Source organism: Bacillus daqingensis (genome assembly GCF_042654445.1).
In the GTDB taxonomy this organism is placed as follows: domain Bacteria; phylum Bacillota; class Bacilli; order Bacillales; family Salisediminibacteriaceae; genus Alkalicoccus; species Alkalicoccus luteus.
On the sequence record NZ_JBHSGK010000005.1, the window covers coordinates 148,217 to 164,526 of the forward strand.

General features: G+C 51.4%; 15 protein-coding genes and 1 riboswitch. Of the genes, 8 read left to right on the plus strand and 7 right to left on the minus strand.

Annotated elements, in window-relative coordinates:
* Positions 1-20: 20 nt before the first annotated feature.
* Positions 21-1,199 (minus strand): iron-containing alcohol dehydrogenase, encoded by a 1,179-nt coding sequence (locus ACFO4L_RS07085; protein WP_377908993.1) that lies wholly within the window; start codon positions 1,197-1,199, stop codon positions 21-23.
* A gap of 110 nt (positions 1,200-1,309) precedes the next feature.
* On the opposite strand from ACFO4L_RS07085, the gene ACFO4L_RS07090 reads away from it, so the two are divergent.
* On the plus strand, positions 1,310-2,026 hold the full coding sequence (locus tag ACFO4L_RS07090; protein WP_377908994.1) for a YqcI/YcgG family protein: 717 nt from the start codon (positions 1,310-1,312) through the stop codon (positions 2,024-2,026).
* 88 nt (positions 2,027-2,114) lie between these two features.
* Positions 2,115-3,023 (plus strand): phosphotransferase, encoded by a 909-nt coding sequence (locus tag ACFO4L_RS07095; RefSeq protein ID WP_377908995.1) that lies wholly within the window; start codon positions 2,115-2,117, stop codon positions 3,021-3,023.
* 783 nt (positions 3,024-3,806) lie between these two features.
* Here ACFO4L_RS07095 and ACFO4L_RS07100 read toward each other — a convergent pair.
* Positions 3,807-5,252, minus strand: coding sequence for a phospholipase D-like domain-containing protein (locus ACFO4L_RS07100; RefSeq protein WP_377908996.1), 1,446 nt, complete (start codon positions 5,250-5,252; stop codon positions 3,807-3,809).
* Positions 5,253-5,909: 657 nt separating this feature from the next.
* Here ACFO4L_RS07100 and ectA point away from each other — a divergent pair.
* The 3 genes from ectA to ACFO4L_RS07115 all read left to right on the plus strand — a co-directional run bounded on the left by ectA (position 5,910) and on the right by ACFO4L_RS07115 (position 8,310).
* Positions 5,910-6,425 carry a diaminobutyrate acetyltransferase gene (gene ectA, locus ACFO4L_RS07105; RefSeq protein ID WP_377908997.1) on the plus strand — a complete coding sequence of 172 codons (516 nt, stop codon included), beginning with the start codon at positions 5,910-5,912 and terminating at the stop codon, positions 6,423-6,425.
* 75 nt (positions 6,426-6,500) lie between these two features.
* Positions 6,501-7,790, plus strand: a complete 1,290-nt coding sequence (gene ectB / locus ACFO4L_RS07110; RefSeq protein WP_377908998.1) for a diaminobutyrate--2-oxoglutarate transaminase — start codon at positions 6,501-6,503, stop codon at positions 7,788-7,790.
* Positions 7,791-7,914: 124 nt separating this feature from the next.
* Positions 7,915-8,310: an ectoine synthase gene (locus tag ACFO4L_RS07115; RefSeq protein WP_377908999.1), complete on the plus strand. Its 396-nt coding sequence runs from the start codon at positions 7,915-7,917 to the stop codon at positions 8,308-8,310.
* Positions 8,311-8,459: 149 nt separating this feature from the next.
* Here the strand turns inward: ACFO4L_RS07115 and ACFO4L_RS07120 are convergent, their stop codons facing one another.
* Both ACFO4L_RS07120 and ACFO4L_RS07125 read right to left on the minus strand, forming a co-directional pair.
* Positions 8,460-8,699: a hypothetical protein gene (locus tag ACFO4L_RS07120; RefSeq protein ID WP_377909000.1), complete on the minus strand. Its 240-nt coding sequence runs from the start codon at positions 8,697-8,699 to the stop codon at positions 8,460-8,462.
* Positions 8,700-8,757: 58 nt separating this feature from the next.
* Positions 8,758-9,279, minus strand: a complete 522-nt coding sequence (locus ACFO4L_RS07125; protein ID WP_377909001.1) for a GNAT family N-acetyltransferase — start codon at positions 9,277-9,279, stop codon at positions 8,758-8,760.
* 149 nt (positions 9,280-9,428) lie between these two features.
* Here ACFO4L_RS07125 and ACFO4L_RS07130 point away from each other — a divergent pair, with 149 nt between their 5' ends.
* Both ACFO4L_RS07130 and ACFO4L_RS07135 read left to right on the plus strand, forming a co-directional pair.
* A complete protein-coding gene (locus ACFO4L_RS07130; protein ID WP_377909002.1) occupies positions 9,429-11,048 on the plus strand; it encodes a M20/M25/M40 family metallo-hydrolase in 1,620 nt (539 codons plus the stop codon).
* A 430-nt stretch (positions 11,049-11,478) separates the two neighbouring features.
* A complete protein-coding gene (locus ACFO4L_RS07135; RefSeq protein ID WP_377909003.1) occupies positions 11,479-11,925 on the plus strand; it encodes an SRPBCC family protein in 447 nt (148 codons plus the stop codon).
* 158 nt (positions 11,926-12,083) lie between these two features.
* Here the strand turns inward: ACFO4L_RS07135 and ACFO4L_RS07140 are convergent, their stop codons facing one another.
* From ACFO4L_RS07140 to adh, 3 genes are all read right to left on the minus strand, one after another.
* The gene (locus ACFO4L_RS07140; RefSeq protein ID WP_377909004.1) at positions 12,084-12,383 is read right to left on the minus strand and encodes a hypothetical protein; all 300 of its coding nucleotides are present in this window, start codon (positions 12,381-12,383) and stop codon (positions 12,084-12,086) included.
* A 98-nt stretch (positions 12,384-12,481) separates the two neighbouring features.
* Positions 12,482-12,581, minus strand: a riboswitch (SAM riboswitch).
* A 50-nt stretch (positions 12,582-12,631) separates the two neighbouring features.
* Positions 12,632-12,988: a DUF779 domain-containing protein gene (locus ACFO4L_RS07145; protein WP_377909005.1), complete on the minus strand. Its 357-nt coding sequence runs from the start codon at positions 12,986-12,988 to the stop codon at positions 12,632-12,634.
* A gap of 26 nt (positions 12,989-13,014) precedes the next feature.
* A complete protein-coding gene (adh, locus tag ACFO4L_RS07150; RefSeq protein ID WP_377909006.1) occupies positions 13,015-14,535 on the minus strand; it encodes an aldehyde dehydrogenase in 1,521 nt (506 codons plus the stop codon).
* Between the two features lie 157 nt (positions 14,536-14,692).
* Here adh and ACFO4L_RS07155 point away from each other — a divergent pair, with 157 nt between their 5' ends.
* Positions 14,693-16,216, plus strand: a complete 1,524-nt coding sequence (locus ACFO4L_RS07155; RefSeq protein WP_377909007.1) for an FAD-dependent oxidoreductase — start codon at positions 14,693-14,695, stop codon at positions 16,214-16,216.
* Positions 16,217-16,310 lie beyond the last annotated feature (94 nt).

Genomic DNA, 16,310 nt, shown 5'->3' on the forward strand with positions numbered 1-16,310 from the left:
CTCATTCATTCACAAACTTTTCACAGATGGATAGAGCGAAGCACTTCGTACATATCTCGCTCACTAAACATGACAGGTACAGGATAGAGCGGATTTGCCTCGCGAAGCGCTGCACGGGAAATCGCCGGATAGTCCGCTGTCTGCAGACTTTCTGTTCCAGCAGGCAGGTCCAGGCTTTGTCGGAGCTCGTTCAAAAGCTCAATGAAAGCAGCACCGTCTGTCTGGGAAAGTCCGGCAGCTGCAGCCAGCTTCTCAAGGCGCGGATAAATGCGGCTGCCATACTGGCGTAACACCGGGACGAGCAGCATAGCATTTGCCTCACCGTGAGGAATTCTGTATTGAGCTCCAAGCTGATGAGCAAGCGCATGGACATTTCCAATAAACGCTTTTGTAAAGGCCAGGCCGGCCAGATGAGCGGCATGGAGCACGAGTCTTCTGCTCTCCAGATTATCTCCGTTCTGATAGACAATTGGCAGGTGTTTCACTAACAGTCGGACAGCCTCTGCCGCATGCCGGTCAGTTTCATTCGTTCTGCTGCGGCTGATAAACGCCTCGACAGCATGCGTCAGCGCATCCATACCAACAGCAGCGGTTAGCCGCTTCGGCAATTGGACCGTCAGGGCTGCATCAAGAACCGCTGCATCGGGAATCAGGCACGTATCAATCAGGGCATACTTTTCATGCGTGTCAGCGTCGGTAATTACAGCGGCGGCGGTCGCTTCAGAGCCGGTACCGGCAGTTGTTGGAACGGCGGCAAAAAACAAACCGCGCCGGCGAATTTTCAGGACGCCCCTCATCTCAGACAGCGAACGATCCGGTCTGGCAATCAGTGCCCGGGCTGCTTTCGCACAATCGATGACGGAACCTCCTCCGACAGCCGCAATCGCATCCGCATCAAACCGCTTTACCGCTTCCGCAAGACTCGCAGCCTGAGTAGAAGTCGGATCGGGGGTTACGTCTTTCCATACGTCCACGGTCATCCCTTTTTGTTCAAATAAGTCCAGCAGGGGGCCAAGAAGGCCTGCTTGTTCAACACCGGCATCGGTGACCACAAGAATGCGCTGCAGATTTCGGTGCTGCAGCAGGGCAGGCAGATGCTTGAGTGTGCCAGGACCTTCCAAAAGCTCCGGTGTCCGCCATGGGAGGAAAGGGGTAGCGATGTAAAAAGCCGATTGATACAGACGGGATAATACCTGCATGCGAAACGCCTCCTGTCGGTTTTTAACCATTATAGCAGGTTATGGTATAGAGTTACCGTTTTTTATAGGAGGATAATGGGAATAAGAATGACCAGGAGGTGGGCCATAAGATGAATGGATTGCTGGATCAACAGATGATTGCAGGCGGAAGAGAGCTTCCGTCCTGGTTTAATAAAGAATATGATACGTTTCGCTCGATTGTTACACGAAAGGATTTTCCCTGCTACTTTGGACAAAAGGGGGAGAAGAAAGCAGAGCTGCGCTACGGATGCGTCCCTCATAACGACTGGAGCGCCCTTCCGCAAATCGTGCACGAATTTTTACAGCTGTTCCAGGAGCCAAAGCCCGCAAGACATGGACTGTTTGTGTTCGTAGAACCGGAGCAGGAAGAGAAAAGCATTGAGTATTACCGCGCTTACTTTTGGGAGCTGCTTCAATACTTACACGAGCAGGATCCGCTTCCCTGGCCGAACGATAAGCCGGCTGACCCGGAGCATTTTTTATGGGATTTTCACTTTGAGCAGGAGCCGATCTTTGTCTTTGGGAATGCACCGGCCTATAAGCAGCGTAAAACGAGGGATCTTGGCAACAGCCTCATTCTTGGGTTTCAGCCGCGGCGAATTTTTGACGGACTGGAGGGCACCCAGCCTGGGGGCATGATGTCCCGTGAGAAGGTACGTCAGCGGGTCGAGGAGTGGGACCAGCTGCCGACTCATCCGGATATCAGCCACTACGGCGATCCGGAGCATCAGGAATGGAAGCAATTCTTTATCGGAGATGACGCGGAACCGATAAAGGGACAGTGTCCGTTTCACGTGAAAAAGTAGCATGTTGAAAATGGCCTGCCGAGCAGGGCCTGCAGACGACAGGCCGGCACTCTCTGTTGTAAAATGAAACGACAGAGGAGGAGGCCGTATGACGACCGTTTCATTTCGAGATATTACCCGCCGGGAGGCGGAAGCATATGTAGAAGCTGCGCTTCCGGACATGGCTCCGGTCAGGCTGGAGCATACAGGCACCGGCTTCGATACGATCGTTTATGCAGCTGGGGGCCGGTACGTGTTCCGATTTCCGAGACATGAAAAAGGCTGGCGTTCTTTATGCAATGAGAAGTATGTGCTGAACATGCTGGCCGAACGGCAGTTTCACAGCGTGTATGATGTGCCGGTGCCGTTCGCAGATACAGCGGAAGGACACCAGTATCCATTTACCGGTTTCTCCTATGTGCCGGGCAGAGAGCTTGCCATGGAGCAGAACACAGACCTGCTTGGCAGTGAAGCAGACCGGCTTGCCTGCTTTCTCGTGCGTCTGCACCAGCTCCCGGTTTCCGGAAGCGGCCTGCCAGGAGATGAGCTGAAGCGGCTGTCTGCTAAAAAGCGCAAGCCGATGCTCGAAGAGAGCATGCACGGTCTGGCGCCGATCTGCTCCGGCCGGACGATCGAGATGGTCCAGCGCTATTTACAGCAGGTGCCGGATTGGGAAAATCCGGCTGAAACAACGCTTGTACACGGCGATCTTCATCCCAAAAACCTGATCGCCCACAGTGGAAGACTAAAGGGCATCATCGATTGGGGCGACGCGCACGTCGGGCACCCGGCATCCGATCTTGCACTCGTCTATCAGGCGCTCCCGGATGAAGCGAAGAAGCGCTTTTATGAATGGTACGGAGCCATTGATGACGATACGGAGCAGCTCGCGATCTTTAAAGCCGTGTTTGTCAGCGCAGCTGTCGGAAAAGCAGCCTATGAGCAGCAGGACCAGCGGGTAGCTGAATGGTGCCGCACCGGATTGGAACGGGCGCTGCACTACTGGTTTGACCATTAAAAAAAGAGCCTGCCGCATCCACGCGGCAGGCTCTCAGGCTGTTTAAAAAATCTTTCAGCTTACATGTTTTTTGTTTGATTGTCTTTCCCCTCTGCTTACTTAGCCTGCGGTGGGCTGGCCTTCAGCTATTTCTCAGGGTGACCCCTGTATGAAGGGAGAATGGCGCGGCTTCACTCGGACTCAGGCTTCTCACGAAAAGCCTTCAAGAGCCGGTCCGGCTCCGCACGCGCTTGTCATGCCGTTCAAGTTCGAACGGCGATAAGGCTTCACTCGGACAAAGGCTTCTCTCGAGAAGCCTTTAAAAACCAGGCCGGCTCCGCTCGTGCGTGGATGCCGTTCGCAGATCTGAACGGCACGAAATCTTCAGACTGCTTGTTGCGCCTCCGCCGGACACACGGCTCTGATTGTTGGAGAACAATGTCACGACAGGCAAACGCGACTGCTTTTTTACCTTTTATACGGAATTGTAGGAAGTACGGATACTCCTGTTCAACATCGAAACGTCTCATCGGGAAAGTTCTACCTGTATGGAAGCAGCTCGTGCAGGCCTAACCACACATATGAACCGTACTGCCAGCTGCCGACATCGGAGGACCTCGGCTCAGAACGAGGCAAAGATCCAGCGCTTCTGACGAAGGGAAGAAGCGCTTAGCTGAGCCCGTTCCCTCCGGAAAGCGAGTGTCCGCAGATACGGGCAAATGCAACGTTATTCACCTAATAGGACTTTATTGACACTCTGAGCGTTTCCCGGATCCGGGAAACGCTTTTGATGCTGGCAGAATGCTAATACGTAGTAAACCGGAGCGATTTTTGCAGTACATAAAGACCGTACAGGTACGGGGTGACAGCCCCTTCATATTCCTCATAGGCTACCGTAAAGGTTTCGTCTTCATTGTTCCAAATCCGTTCAAAGTAAGCGTCCACGTCTTCGGCAAGCTGACTGTCGGCAGGTGCAGTCAAACTGATGTTGTTCTCCAGATTGTAGTTATTTAAATTACGCTCCGTGAAGTTCGTGGAGCCGGCAAGAATGTTTACCTGCTCTCCGCGGTCGGCGTAGAGCAGCTTGGAATGGTACTGCTCTTCATAGGTATCGTACCAGCGTACGGTGATCAGTCCGTCCTCGCGGTCCACGAGTTCAGAGGCAACCGGAATGTTCGGCAGTCCGATTTTTTCCTGGCCGAACGCATTTTGATTCGGGTCAAGCACTGCCTGAATCTGCACGCCCCGGTCTGCCGCTTCGTGAAGTCCCTCTATTATATAACGGTCTGACAAGTAAAACATGCCGAGCCAGACGGTATCTCCCTGCTCCGCGCGCTCCAAAATCTTCAAAGCAGCCTGGCGGATACTCTGCTCTGTCACGAGCTGCGCCTGAATCGGACCTTCTTCTCTGATTGTCACCCACTCATCTAATTCCTCCGAAGTCGGAAAAGCATCGAGGTCTCCATCAGAAAACGCAGCGACGGCCCGTTCCTGATCGACTAGTTCCTTTAAGATAGAGCCTGATACCCGGATGCCGATATTGGAGTGAAAGCCGCTGGCGTCATGCGGATTGGCAGAAGTGATGACCGCCTCTTCTTCATTCATCACGAGCTTGCGGTGATTCGCTTTAATATTGGCCAGCTTTAAGTACGAGCGAAGCGTGACGTCCGGAGCGGAAGGACCGAACGCATTTGGCAGCCAAGCGGGTCCCCGCTGGCCGAACCATTGAAAACCAATCCGCCAGAAGCTGGAGTATATTGGATTTGGGTCACGCAGTCTCTCCAAATTCGTGTAGATCACTTCTACACCAGCATCGGCAAGCCTGTCAATGTGAGCCGCCTCATGAGAGAAATACGTCGTATTGATCGGATCCGTGATAAACACGGCCTTGAGGTCAGGCGACTCGGCCATCCGCTGTTCGATCCGATCGCCGAATTCACGGCTCAGCTCGGGAAACGACCGTGATTCATCGGAAAATTCATTTACCATAAACATATCGATAATCAGAAAGCGCTCTGCTTCATCGATCACGCGGAACATTTCCTCCATAATCTCGTGCTCATACACTTCGTCTGCTTCATTCTGATACGTCAAATCTGCCAGAAAGACCGCCTCATCCTCCTGCAGCATATGCACATCACCTGTATAGTCAATCCCCTCCGGCAGCGGTTTCAGCTGGTGCCAGGCGGTCACCCCGATATAAAGCGCTGCGAAAGCTAGTCCAATCCAGAGCCACTTTTTGTGCTTCATCTGCTATTCCCTCCCTGTACTCTTTCATAGTATACCGCTTAACAGCAGACTGTATTTCATTCATTTGAAAATAAATGAAGCGACGGGAGAGAAAGGGGTGCGTTGACCAAAAGAATGCTTCATTCGTTTTAGCCGCAAACGGACGGTGCAATTCATCCGTGATTAAAAAAGTTTATAGAATCTTTACAAGGGCGTAGGACCTAGATGGGATAAGGGATAGACCCGTTTTTACGTTCGGCGTCTCCCATCTTTTTTGATAATTTCCCGTTTAGCTTTCTGATAAACAGGTATATGAATCAATGAAAATAATATGAAAGCGTGCCATGAGCGCTTTCACGGCGGCGGGACAGAAACCGGGCCGAAAAAACAGGAGGAGATGGATATAAATTTCCATTTGTAAGCAAATTTAACAGTCGACCTGTAGCAATCTGGTGCATTAGCGACAAATCGAGAGGTATAAGCAAGATCGATGGTCTGAAGATAACTAAGCTTAAGCGATACTGATTAATCACTATCCATGCCGTTTAAGTCCGTTTGCGAATAAAGTCAAAGCGTCCTATGATTAATAGTGTTGAAAAAACGGAAGCTTCTTTGCTTGAAGACATCCTGATCTATGACTTCTCGCAAAATAAATAAAAAAAAGGTGGTTTTTAAGTAATGAGCAGCACTACTGTTACTCCTGTACTTGAGGCCCTTTCACTGGAACAGCCGTCCAAAGAAGATGGCCAGGGGATGTACAATCTGGCAAAGAAGACGTCGTTAGATCTGAACTCTGCCTATAAGTATATTATGATGGCGGAATATTTTTCCGAGACCTGCGTCGTTGCGCGTGAAAACGACGAACTAGTCGGATTTATCACCGGTTTCATCCAGCCGGAGCATCCGGATACAGTATTTGTATGGCAGGTAGGAGTGGACAGCTCCCAGCGCGGAAAAGGCGTAGCCTACAAAATGCTGGATGAGCTTCTCAGCCGTGACGCAGCGAAAGATGTCAAGTATCTGGAAGCAACGATTACAAAAGACAATGTCGCTTCCCAGTCTCTCTTTAAGAAGCTGGCGAAGACAGAAGATACGTCATTTGAAGTACGCGAAACGTTCCCTGCGGACGTGTTCCCGGAAGAAGACGGGAAAGCAGAATACACGTACCGTATCGGACCTTTCTGGAAGAAATAAACTCACAGGCAAGATCGGAAGACAACCGTCCGCTTAGACAAGGTGACTACAATTATATTGGGAGGACCTTTATCCATGAATGAAAAGCTACAGTTGATCGAAGAGCTTGAATCCAGTGTACGAAGCTATGTACGAAGCTTTCCAACCGTATTTACGAAAGCCCGCGGCTACAAAATGTGGGATGAAGCAGGCAAGGAGTATATCGACTTTTTCTCTGGTGCAGGCGCACTGAACTACGGCCACAACGAACCTGCTATGAAGAAAAAGCTCGTTGACTATATCCTCGACGATGGCATCACGCATTCACTTGATAAAGCAACAGACGCAAAGGTAGCGTTTATGGAGAAGTTCCGTGACGTCATTATGAAACCACGTGACATGGACTACCGCATTATGTTCCCGGGACCAACAGGAACGAACACGGTCGAGAGTGCGCTGAAAATTGCACGTAAAATGACCGGCCGCACGGACATCGTAAGCTTCACGAACGGTTTCCACGGCATGACGATCGGTTCCCTGTCTGTAACAGGAAACTCCATGAAGCGTAAAGGTGCCGGCATTCCGCTGAGCCATACGGTTCAAATGCCGTATGATAACTTTGTTGAAGGCGAAGACACGCTTGACTACTTCGAGCGATTCCTGGAAGACAACGGAAGCGGCGTAGCCGTTCCGGCAGCGGTTATTTTTGAAACCGTACAGGGTGAAGGCGGTATTAACGCCGCAAGCTTTGAATGGATGCAGCGCCTGGAGCGCATCTGCCGCGAGTGGGACATTGTCCTGATTGTGGACGATGTTCAGGCTGGCGTCGGACGTACGGGTACGTTCTTCTCCTTTGAGCCTGCCGGCATTAAGCCGGACGTGATCTGCCTGTCCAAGTCGATCGGCGGCTACGGCCTGCCGCTGGCAATCACGCTCATTAAGCCGGAGTTGGACGACTGGAAGCCGGGCGAGCATAACGGTACGTTCCGCGGTAACAACATGGCGTTTGTCACTGCGACAGAATCACTCACGTACTGGGAAGACCCGGAGTTTGAAAAGAGCGTCCAGGCACGCGCAGAAACCGTTACGAAGTTCCTTGATAACATGATTGATAAATATCCGGAGATGAAGGCTCACCGTAAAGGACGAGGTCTCATGCAGGGTATTTCTTCTGATATTGAAGGCTTTAGTGAAAAGGTGGCAGAGCACGCCTTTGAACGACAGCTGATCATGGAAACAGCAGGGGGACACGACCAGGTGTTCAAGCTGTTCCCGCCGATTAACATTGACGAGGAAGGCCTGCAGGCAGGACTGGATATTATTGAAGCAAGCATCAAGGACGCTCTCAAATCCATGAACGTAAAGACGAAAACGGCAGCGAAGTAACGACTTAATAAAACAGAATCAGAGCGGCCGGGACTCCGCTTTCGGCCGCTCTTTTCTGCTGTCCGGATAACGGACAGTCTGTATAGTAGAAGAATACCGGAAAACATCGAGGAGGATTTCAGACATGAAGGTAGTTCGACTGGAAGACATCATTGGTTCCGATCAGCACGTAAAAGGTGAAAACTGGGAAAGCCGCCGCTTGCTCCTGAAAAAGGACAACATGGGCTATTCCGTACACGATACTGTCATAAAAGCAGGTACTGAAACGCACATCTGGTACCAGAACCACCTGGAAGCAGTTTACTGCATTGAGGGTGAGGGTGAAGTAGAAACGGTTGCAGACGGCAAAGTATGGCCGATCAAAGCCAACGAAATCTACGCGCTGGATAAGAACGACGAGCACTATCTGCGAGCATACGAAGGCTCGGATATGCGCATGGTCTGCGTGTTCAACCCGCCGATCACCGGTCAGGAAACGCACAACGAAGAAGGCGCGTACGAGCTCGTCGAAGACGAATAAATCACGATATGCTAAGAGCGCAGCGGATCAAATCCCGCTGCGCTCTTTTGACCCTCTGCAGGCTTTTTCATCTATCACGTTCACGGCTGATAAAAATCCCGGACCGTCTCTTACTGGTCCGGGATTTAAACGTTTCACGTGAAACAGCGTCAGACTTTCTCTACTATATAAGCACGTTTTTCACGGAAATACTTTTCTCCGTTGTCGGAGGAATGCTCGAAAAAGCCATTATAAGAACCGGCAACTTTGTATTCGCGCTCCGGATCGGTAAACAGCTGCTCTTCGTTTGAAGAGAGAACGACGACATCCGTCGTGGACACGAAGCTGTCAAGCTCCTTTGCCGTGTAATTTTGACCGATTTCAAGCTGGTTTAAACGATGTTGTGTCATACAGTCAGCTCCTTTAATTGGGATCGTGTACGACTCTGTTTCCCACTGAAAGCTGGGACTAAACTCGGTTTTCCTGATTTAGAAACAGGGCCATCAGGATCAGGTCGTCATAGGCACCCTGATAGTAGACATGGCGGCGCAGCCTGCCCTCCTCTTCAAATTGAAACTGTTTGTAGAGAGACCGGGCGGCTGTGTTTTCTGCGAGTACTTCGAGCGTGATTTTTTCGAGGCCTGGTGCTTCTGCTGCCCAGCTCAGCAGTGCCTCCATCAGCTTTCGACCGATGCCCGCTCCTCGTGAGGCAGGGGCAAGCGACATGCCGAAACTGCCGTGGTGGACGTATTTGACTTGCGAACTTCGCTGAAAGATCAGCGAACCGACAGGCTGTCCATCGCTCTCTGCTGTTAAAAACAACGAACGGGGGTCTTTTCCGACAGTGAGAATCTTTTCTTCCATCGAAGCAGCAGTGTGTGTCACTTCCTCCGGACTCGCAAGACCAAAGCCTTCGTCTGTTACGTCCGAGGCTATAGCGGCAAGTTTGGCAGCATCCTCTGGCATCGCCGGCCTGATAAGTATCGTCACGATCCGATCACGTCCTTTTTCAATACTTCTTCTATTGTGCAGGCAACGGAGCGGAATTGGAAGGTTTTCTGCTTCACTGATGGTTTTTTTCTGCAGATAAGGTAAACTGGTGAAGGAATGGACTTTTTATCAGCGGGAGGATGGTTGGCATGTTATGGCACACACCTGAAGCACTTGAAGAACTTCTTTGTGAAGTAGTCGGCTGGGAGAGCCGGACGTTTTCACAAGGAGAAAAAGATTTTCCAGTTAAATTACAAGAGAAGCTGAAGCTGCTTCCTTATTTTAAAGAACACCGGGATTACGTTCACTTGCATGATGCGGATAAAGGCCGGCGTTCCCTGACAGCTGTATACCGGCATCCAGATGCAGACGTTACAAAGACGATCGTCATGATCAGCCACTTTGATACGGTTCAGACAGAGGAATACGGCCATTTGGAACCGTTTGCATTTGATCCGAAGGCGCTGACCATGAAGCTGAAGGAGGAAGCTGAAACGCTCCCGGAAGCAGCCAGAAGCGATTTAGAGTCCGATAACTATCTGTTTGGCCGCGGTACGATGGACATGAAAATGGGAGTTGTGCTGCATCTGCATGTGATGGAGCAGGCTATTGAAGAAGGCTGGCCGCTCAATCTCATACTCGTTTCGGTCCCGGATGAAGAGGTCGATTCTGTCGGCATGCGGACAGTGGTGCCGGAGCTGCTGAAGCTGAAAGAGAGGCACGCGCTGGATTATACGCTTTTCCTGAACAGTGAACCCTCCTTCACGCAGCGGCCGGGTGATGAGACCCACTATATTTATACAGGCACGATGGGCAAAATTATGCCGGCAGTTCTGTTCTACGGAAAGGAAACGCACGTAGGGGAACCGCTCAGCGGCATTACGGCAACCTATATGTCCTCTTACGTATCAAAAGAAATGGAATGGAATCCTGCGTTTCGAGAAGAAGATCTCGGCGAAAGCACGCCGCTTCCGGTTTCGCTGCAGCTGCGGGATTTGAAGCTGGAATATTCGACCCAGACCCCGTACCGGGCCGCTGCCCTCTATAACGTCTTTACGATGAAGCGTGATGCAGGAGCGGTGATGGACACCTTTGAAGAAGTCGTTACCGGCGCGATGGACCAGTGCAGCGCCGACTATCGGCGGTTATGCGAACGTGAGCAGGTAGAAGGCGTCGCAGGCGTTCGTGTCATCCGCTACGAAGAGCTTTACGCCTATGTAAAAAATAAATTTGATGAAGATCTGATTGAGGAGGGGACCCGCACGATTCTGCAGGAAGAGGACTGGGATGACCGGGAGCAGGCGATCCGTCTTGCCGGAGAGTGGATGCTGCTTTGTCCGGAGCTGGCCCCGGCCGCCGTGCTGTTTTTCGCACCGCCGTACTATCCGGCAGTCAACTCTTCAGATGAGAGCCGTATTCAGGAGGCCGTGGAGAGTTTAAAGCAGACGGCAGGCGAAGAAGGCTTCAGCGTCGAGCACGTCCACTACTTTAACGGGATTTGCGACCTCAGCTATGTCAACTATCAAAAGCCTGACTCTGAGCTTGATGCTTACCGCAACAATACACCGGTCTGGGGGACGGGTTACACGATTCCATTTGAAGCGATGCAGCAGCTGAAGGCACCGGTCTTGAACGTCGGCCCGTTCGGAAAAGATCCGCATCAGCGGACAGAGCGGCTGCACCGGCAGAATGCATTTGTGCATACCCCGAAAATGCTGCATAAGCTGATGGAGGTCTGGCAGAAAAACAGCTCGCCCCACTATAGCTGAACAATTTTTTACAATCCTTTCATAATCCTTTACGCTTCTGAAACACGTTTTTAACACAAAGATGTTAAAGTGGAAATTGTAAGAGAGAGCACCAAATTATCTCCCCCTTTTTCATGAAGATCTTCCCCCTTAAAGTATCTTCATAACAAAAACGGCAGGACGTCCGCAGCACCCGGGCGGCCTGCTGTTTTTTTTGTTGTCAGGCGAGCTGGAAGCAGCGTAGAACCATTTATCATGCAGCACCTGAAAATGCCGGCTTCGTTCGCTGTTCGAGAAACGTACGAGCTGTGCAGGTTCACAAGGATCAGTCTGGCCTCCCACAGTTCCGTCAATTTCTCATAATCTCCCACAGCCGAATCGCTTGATTTGCCGGTGTTTCTGCCCCGATAATAGGAACATAGGAAACGAATGGGCAGGAGGGGGCAACAAGATGAAGTGGGAGGAAGAATCTCTCGTTCCGACACATATTGAAGTTGTGTGGCACAGATTTCAGGACCGTTCCATCGGCACCCTGCTGCCGCACGTTGTTCACAGTGAACTGATTGAAGGAAGCAGCGATACTATTGGAGCGAAGCATCGGCAGACGTGCTCGGAGGGCGGACGGGAAATAACGTACGTGGTAGAAACAACGGATTACCGCGATGAACCGTCCCAAAAAGTGAAGCAGATTTCGTTTGAAGCGGATGGACATTTCGCCATGACGCTGCGCTTTACGCTGATCAAATTAAACGAAAACGAAACACAGCTGATTTACGAAGGTGAAAAAAAGCCGGTCAGCCTCACAGGCAAGCTTAAGCTGAAGTTCTCTGCAAAACGGACACGAGATCAGCTTGTTCGCCGGTTTGTGCACCACTTGCGTCAGGAAACAGGAGCATAGGAAACAACAAGACGTCCAGCGATCATGCTGGACGTCTTTTTCGCGATTATTGGAGATACAGATACAGCTTTTTCACGAGCGTTCTTGGATAGCTGAATGGACTCCGCCTGCGTATTTCAGTTATTCAATACGTTGAGCAGCAGGAAGTTCGTTGCGATTTACTGCACCTTGGCAGCGGGAAACCCCTGCTTTTCCAGCTCACTCCATAAAAAGTGTTCAAGGGAACCGGGCCCTTTTTTCTGCAGTGTTTCGGACTGCTCCCGGGAGAGCGTGATGCGATATTCTGTTCCGCGAATCGAGGAAGCGTATACGTAAAAGCGATCGTGGAAAAAGGAGGTGCCGGCATCAAAGATAAACTGACAGCCGGCAGCTTTTTGTTTCATTCTGGCCGCCGTTGACTGAAAATAGGTTCCCGGATCGGCGTGGTGACAAAATAGAGCGGAAGCGTAACTCATCATACATCATTCCTCTGCTGATAGATTCAGCATACATTCCCTGTCCGTGCAAATGCACAAAAAACCCCTTCTGTCACGATGAGAGAAGGGGTTCATCCGTTCATTCATCGCTCAGAGCATTGCTCTGCTGGCGTTGGCACCTTGCGAGGCAGGTTGCCGTGGAGTCGTAGAGCCAGATCTCTCGTCCACTCAGGATAAATGTATACTGTTAACGGAAGTATAAACGGTTTGCTTGAAAATGTCCAGAAATGCTAAAGCTGCAGCTCTTTTCGTTCTTCCTCACTGAAGACGCGGGAGCGGGTGAAGAAACGCTTTCCTTCCGGGCCTTCCAGCGAAAACATGCCCCCGCGTCCATCGACGACGTCGATAATCAGTTGCGTGTGCTTCCAATATTCATATTGATCTCGTGACATATAGAACGGAGAGCCGCCGATCTCGCCGAGGTACACGTCGCTTTCACCAATTCGCAGGTCACCGTCGGGGTAGCACATCGGGGAGCTGCCGTCGCAGCATCCGCCTGACTGGTGAAACATGAGCGGACCGTGGCGCTTTTTCAGCTTCTCAATCAGTTCCAGCGTCTCCTCGGTTGCGGTTACTCGTTCTGTCATCACAGAACACCCTTTCTTTTTTTGGCTTAGAAAAAGCCTTTTGGTTCTTCACTGTAGCTGACCAGCATGTTTTTCGTCTGCTGGTAATGGCTCAGCATCATCAGGTGGTTTTCGCGTCCGATACCCGACTTCTTATATCCGCCGAATGCTGCGTGAGCCGGATAGTCGTGGTAGCAGTTGGTCCACACGCGTCCGGACTGAATCGCGCGTCCGAAGCGGTAGGCCGTGTTAATATTGCGGGACCATACGCCGGCGCCGAGGCCGTAAAGCGTATCGTTTGCGATCGACAGCGCATCCGCCTGATCTTTAAACGAGGTGACGGAAAGCACCGGGCCGAAAATTTCCTCCTGGAAAATACGCATTTTGTTGTGCCCTTCAAAAATAGTCGGCTGCACGTAGTATCCGCCGGAAAGGTCGCCGTCCAGGTGCGCCTGTTCGCCGCCGGCAAGTACCTTGGCACCTTCCTGTTTGCCGATATCGAGGTAAGACAGGATTTTATCGAGCTGCTCCTTCGATGCCTGAGCACCCATCATCGTATCCGTATCAAGCGGGTTGCCGGTCTTGATGCGCTTGACCCGGTCTACAGCTTTTTCCATAAAGCTGTCGTAGATGGACTCTTCGATCAGGGCGCGGGACGGACAGGTACATACTTCGCCCTGATTCAGCGCGAACATTGCAAAGCCTTCAAGTGCTTTTTCAAGGTATCCGTCCTCCTGCTGCATCACATCAGCGAAGAAAAGGTTCGGCGACTTGCCGCCGAGCTCCAGCGTAACGGGAATAATATTTTCTGATGCATACTGCATAATCAGGCGGCCGGTCGTCGTTTCCCCGGTAAAGGCTACTTTATCAATTCGGGAGCTGGACGCGAGCGGCTTTCCGGCTTCCACACCGAAACCGCTGACGATGTTCAACACCCCTGGCGGAAGCAGATCTTCAATCAGCTCGAGCAGCACAAAGATGCTGGACGGCGTCTGCTCAGCAGGTTTCAGGACAACACAGTTACCTGCAGCAAGAGCTGGAGCAAGCTTCCATGTTGCCATTAAAATCGGGAAGTTCCACGGAATAATCTGACCGACGACGCCGACAGGCTCGTGAAAATGATAGGCAATGGTATCATCATCGAGCTGACTGATGCCGCCTTCCTGAGCGCGGATAGCAGACGCAAAATAACGGAAATGGTCAATAGCAAGCGGGATATCGGCAGCAAGCGTCTCGCGGACGGCTTTTCCGTTTTCCCACGTTTCAGCAACAGCCAGCATTTCCAGGTTCGCTTCCATGCGATCTGCAATTTTCAGCAGAATATTTGCTCGTTCGGTCGGCGATGTTGCGCCCCAGGAGGCTTTTGCTTCGTGGCCCGCTTCAATGGCGGCCTCTACATCTTCCTTCGAAGAGCGGGCAAGCTCGGTAAAGACTTCACCGGTTACCGACGTCGTGTTCTCAAAGTACTCACCGTTTTTCGGCGGCACGTACTGTCCTCCAATATAGTTATCGTACCGCTTTTTAAATTGAACCAGACTGCCTTCCGTATTCGGCTTTGCGTAGATCATGTGCACACTCTCCCATTCTTCTCTGTATTTGATGAAGCGAAAAAAATGTAAGCGATTACAATATATCATAAATCGTCGAATTTTCAAATAATTTCGTTTCATAAATAATGGCAGTGGGAATATCGAAAGCAAAGCGACTTTTTAAGGGGGGATCCGGATGAACAAGCTGCCCGAACAGCCCGTATCACTATGGCGGGAGCGGCCTACACAGACATTTCCGGCACTGGAGGAGGATCTCGATACCGAGGTCTGCGTCATTGGCGGAGGTATTGCAGGCGTTTCGACTGCCTTTATGCTTGCGAGACGGGGCTTTCAGGTTGTGCTCGTGGAGGCCGACCGGATGGGTGCTGGCACGACCGGCTGGACGACAGCAAAGATAACGTCCCAGCACGGACTGAAATATGCAGATTTGATTGATCAGGTCGGTGTCGATAATGCCCGGCTATACTACGATGCCAACGAGGATGCGATCAGCTGGATCGAGCGGATGACCCGCAAGCTGAATATTGACTGCAATTTTGAGCGGCAGAACGCATATTTATATGCCGATACGGAAGCGGGAATGACGCAGCTGGAACGGGAGGCGGAAGCGTATTTAAAGCTGGAGCTTGATGGCGGCATGGTGGAAAAAGAAGCCTTTGACGGCACGAAGCGTCGCATGCTGGCAATGTATGACCAGGCCCAGTTTCACCCGGTCTGCTTTCTCGCCAAGCTGCTTCGCTATCTGGAGGTCGAAAACATGCCTGTATTCGAGCAGTCGCGGGCAGTCGATATTAAGCGCGGGAAGCGGCCGCAGGTGCTCATGGAAAACGGCTCCGTCGTGATGGCGGACCATGTGGTGATGGCGACTCACTATCCATTCAAAGACCTGCAGGCATTGTTCGTCGCGAGGCTGCACGTGGAACGATCCTATTCCGTTGCTTTCCGTCTGAACACAAAAGCGCCGGAAGGGATGTATTTGAATGTGGAAAGCCCGAAGCGGTCGATTCGCCGTGCGTTTGATACGGATGGAAGAGAGCTTCTTCTTATCGGCGGAGAAGGACATACGAGCGGACAGAAGGTGAATACGCTTGAAAACTATAAAAAACTGCATCAGTTCGGCCTCGATCACTTTGATACCGCTGCAGTGCCTTACCGCTGGGCCTCCCAGGATGTATTTACACTGGACGGGCTCCCGTATGCGGGACCTGTTAATCCGGGAAAAGATGATGTATTCGTCGCCACCGGCTTTGCAAAGTGGGGCATGACGAACGGCGTTGCTGCCGCGCAGATCATCGCGGACCGGATTACGGAAAAGCGAAACGAATACGCGCCGCTGTATACACCATCCCGCTTCAGGCCGGGAAAAGAAATGAAACATGCGGTTAAGGAAAACATGGATGTTGCCATGGAGTTTGTCCGTGGAAAGCTCGACCGCGGAAAGAGCAAAAAGGTAGAAGACCTCGATTTCAATGAAGGCGCAGTCGTCAATGTAAACGGAAAGCGTGCAGGTGCCTATAAGGATGAGCAAGGCCACGTCACAATCGTGGATACAACGTGCACCCACCTCGGCTGTGAGCTCTATTGGAATAACGGGGACCGGTCGTGGGACTGTCCATGCCACGGGTCCAGGTTTAACACAGACGGCGATGTACTCGAAGGCCCGGCGGTGAAGCCGCTTGATCAGATAAAAGAAGAATAGAACAGGAAAGCCGCTTCCGGACAGGTCCGGGAGCGGTATTTTTATTTTTTTTGAGAAAAAGTGATCCAATCCTTTTTTCCTTCCGTTTACTCTT

Excerpts from the sequence above, each read along its gene's own strand:
- ACFO4L_RS07090 (WP_377908994.1), top strand. The coding sequence starts at position 1,310 with ATGAATGGATTGCTGGATCAACAGATGATTGCAGGCGGAAGAGAGCTT.
- ACFO4L_RS07100 (WP_377908996.1), bottom strand. The coding sequence starts at position 5,252 with ATGAAGCACAAAAAGTGGCTCTGGATTGGACTAGCTTTCGCAGCGCTT.
- ectB (WP_377908998.1), top strand. The coding sequence starts at position 6,501 with ATGAATGAAAAGCTACAGTTGATCGAAGAGCTTGAATCCAGTGTACGA.
- ACFO4L_RS07130 (WP_377909002.1), top strand. The coding sequence starts at position 9,429 with ATGTTATGGCACACACCTGAAGCACTTGAAGAACTTCTTTGTGAAGTA.
- ACFO4L_RS07145 (WP_377909005.1), bottom strand. The coding sequence starts at position 12,988 with ATGACAGAACGAGTAACCGCAACCGAGGAGACGCTGGAACTGATTGAG.
- ACFO4L_RS07155 (WP_377909007.1), top strand. The coding sequence starts at position 14,693 with ATGAACAAGCTGCCCGAACAGCCCGTATCACTATGGCGGGAGCGGCCT.
- ACFO4L_RS07120 (WP_377909000.1), bottom strand. The coding sequence starts at position 8,699 with ATGACACAACATCGTTTAAACCAGCTTGAAATCGGTCAAAATTACACG.
- ectA (WP_377908997.1), top strand. The coding sequence starts at position 5,910 with ATGAGCAGCACTACTGTTACTCCTGTACTTGAGGCCCTTTCACTGGAA.
- adh (WP_377909006.1), bottom strand. The coding sequence starts at position 14,535 with ATGATCTACGCAAAGCCGAATACGGAAGGCAGTCTGGTTCAATTTAAA.
- ACFO4L_RS07085 (WP_377908993.1), bottom strand. The coding sequence starts at position 1,199 with ATGCAGGTATTATCCCGTCTGTATCAATCGGCTTTTTACATCGCTACC.
- ACFO4L_RS07140 (WP_377909004.1), bottom strand. The coding sequence starts at position 12,383 with ATGATGAGTTACGCTTCCGCTCTATTTTGTCACCACGCCGATCCGGGA.
- ACFO4L_RS07115 (WP_377908999.1), top strand. The coding sequence starts at position 7,915 with ATGAAGGTAGTTCGACTGGAAGACATCATTGGTTCCGATCAGCACGTA.
- ACFO4L_RS07135 (WP_377909003.1), top strand. The coding sequence starts at position 11,479 with ATGAAGTGGGAGGAAGAATCTCTCGTTCCGACACATATTGAAGTTGTG.
- ACFO4L_RS07095 (WP_377908995.1), top strand. The coding sequence starts at position 2,115 with ATGACGACCGTTTCATTTCGAGATATTACCCGCCGGGAGGCGGAAGCA.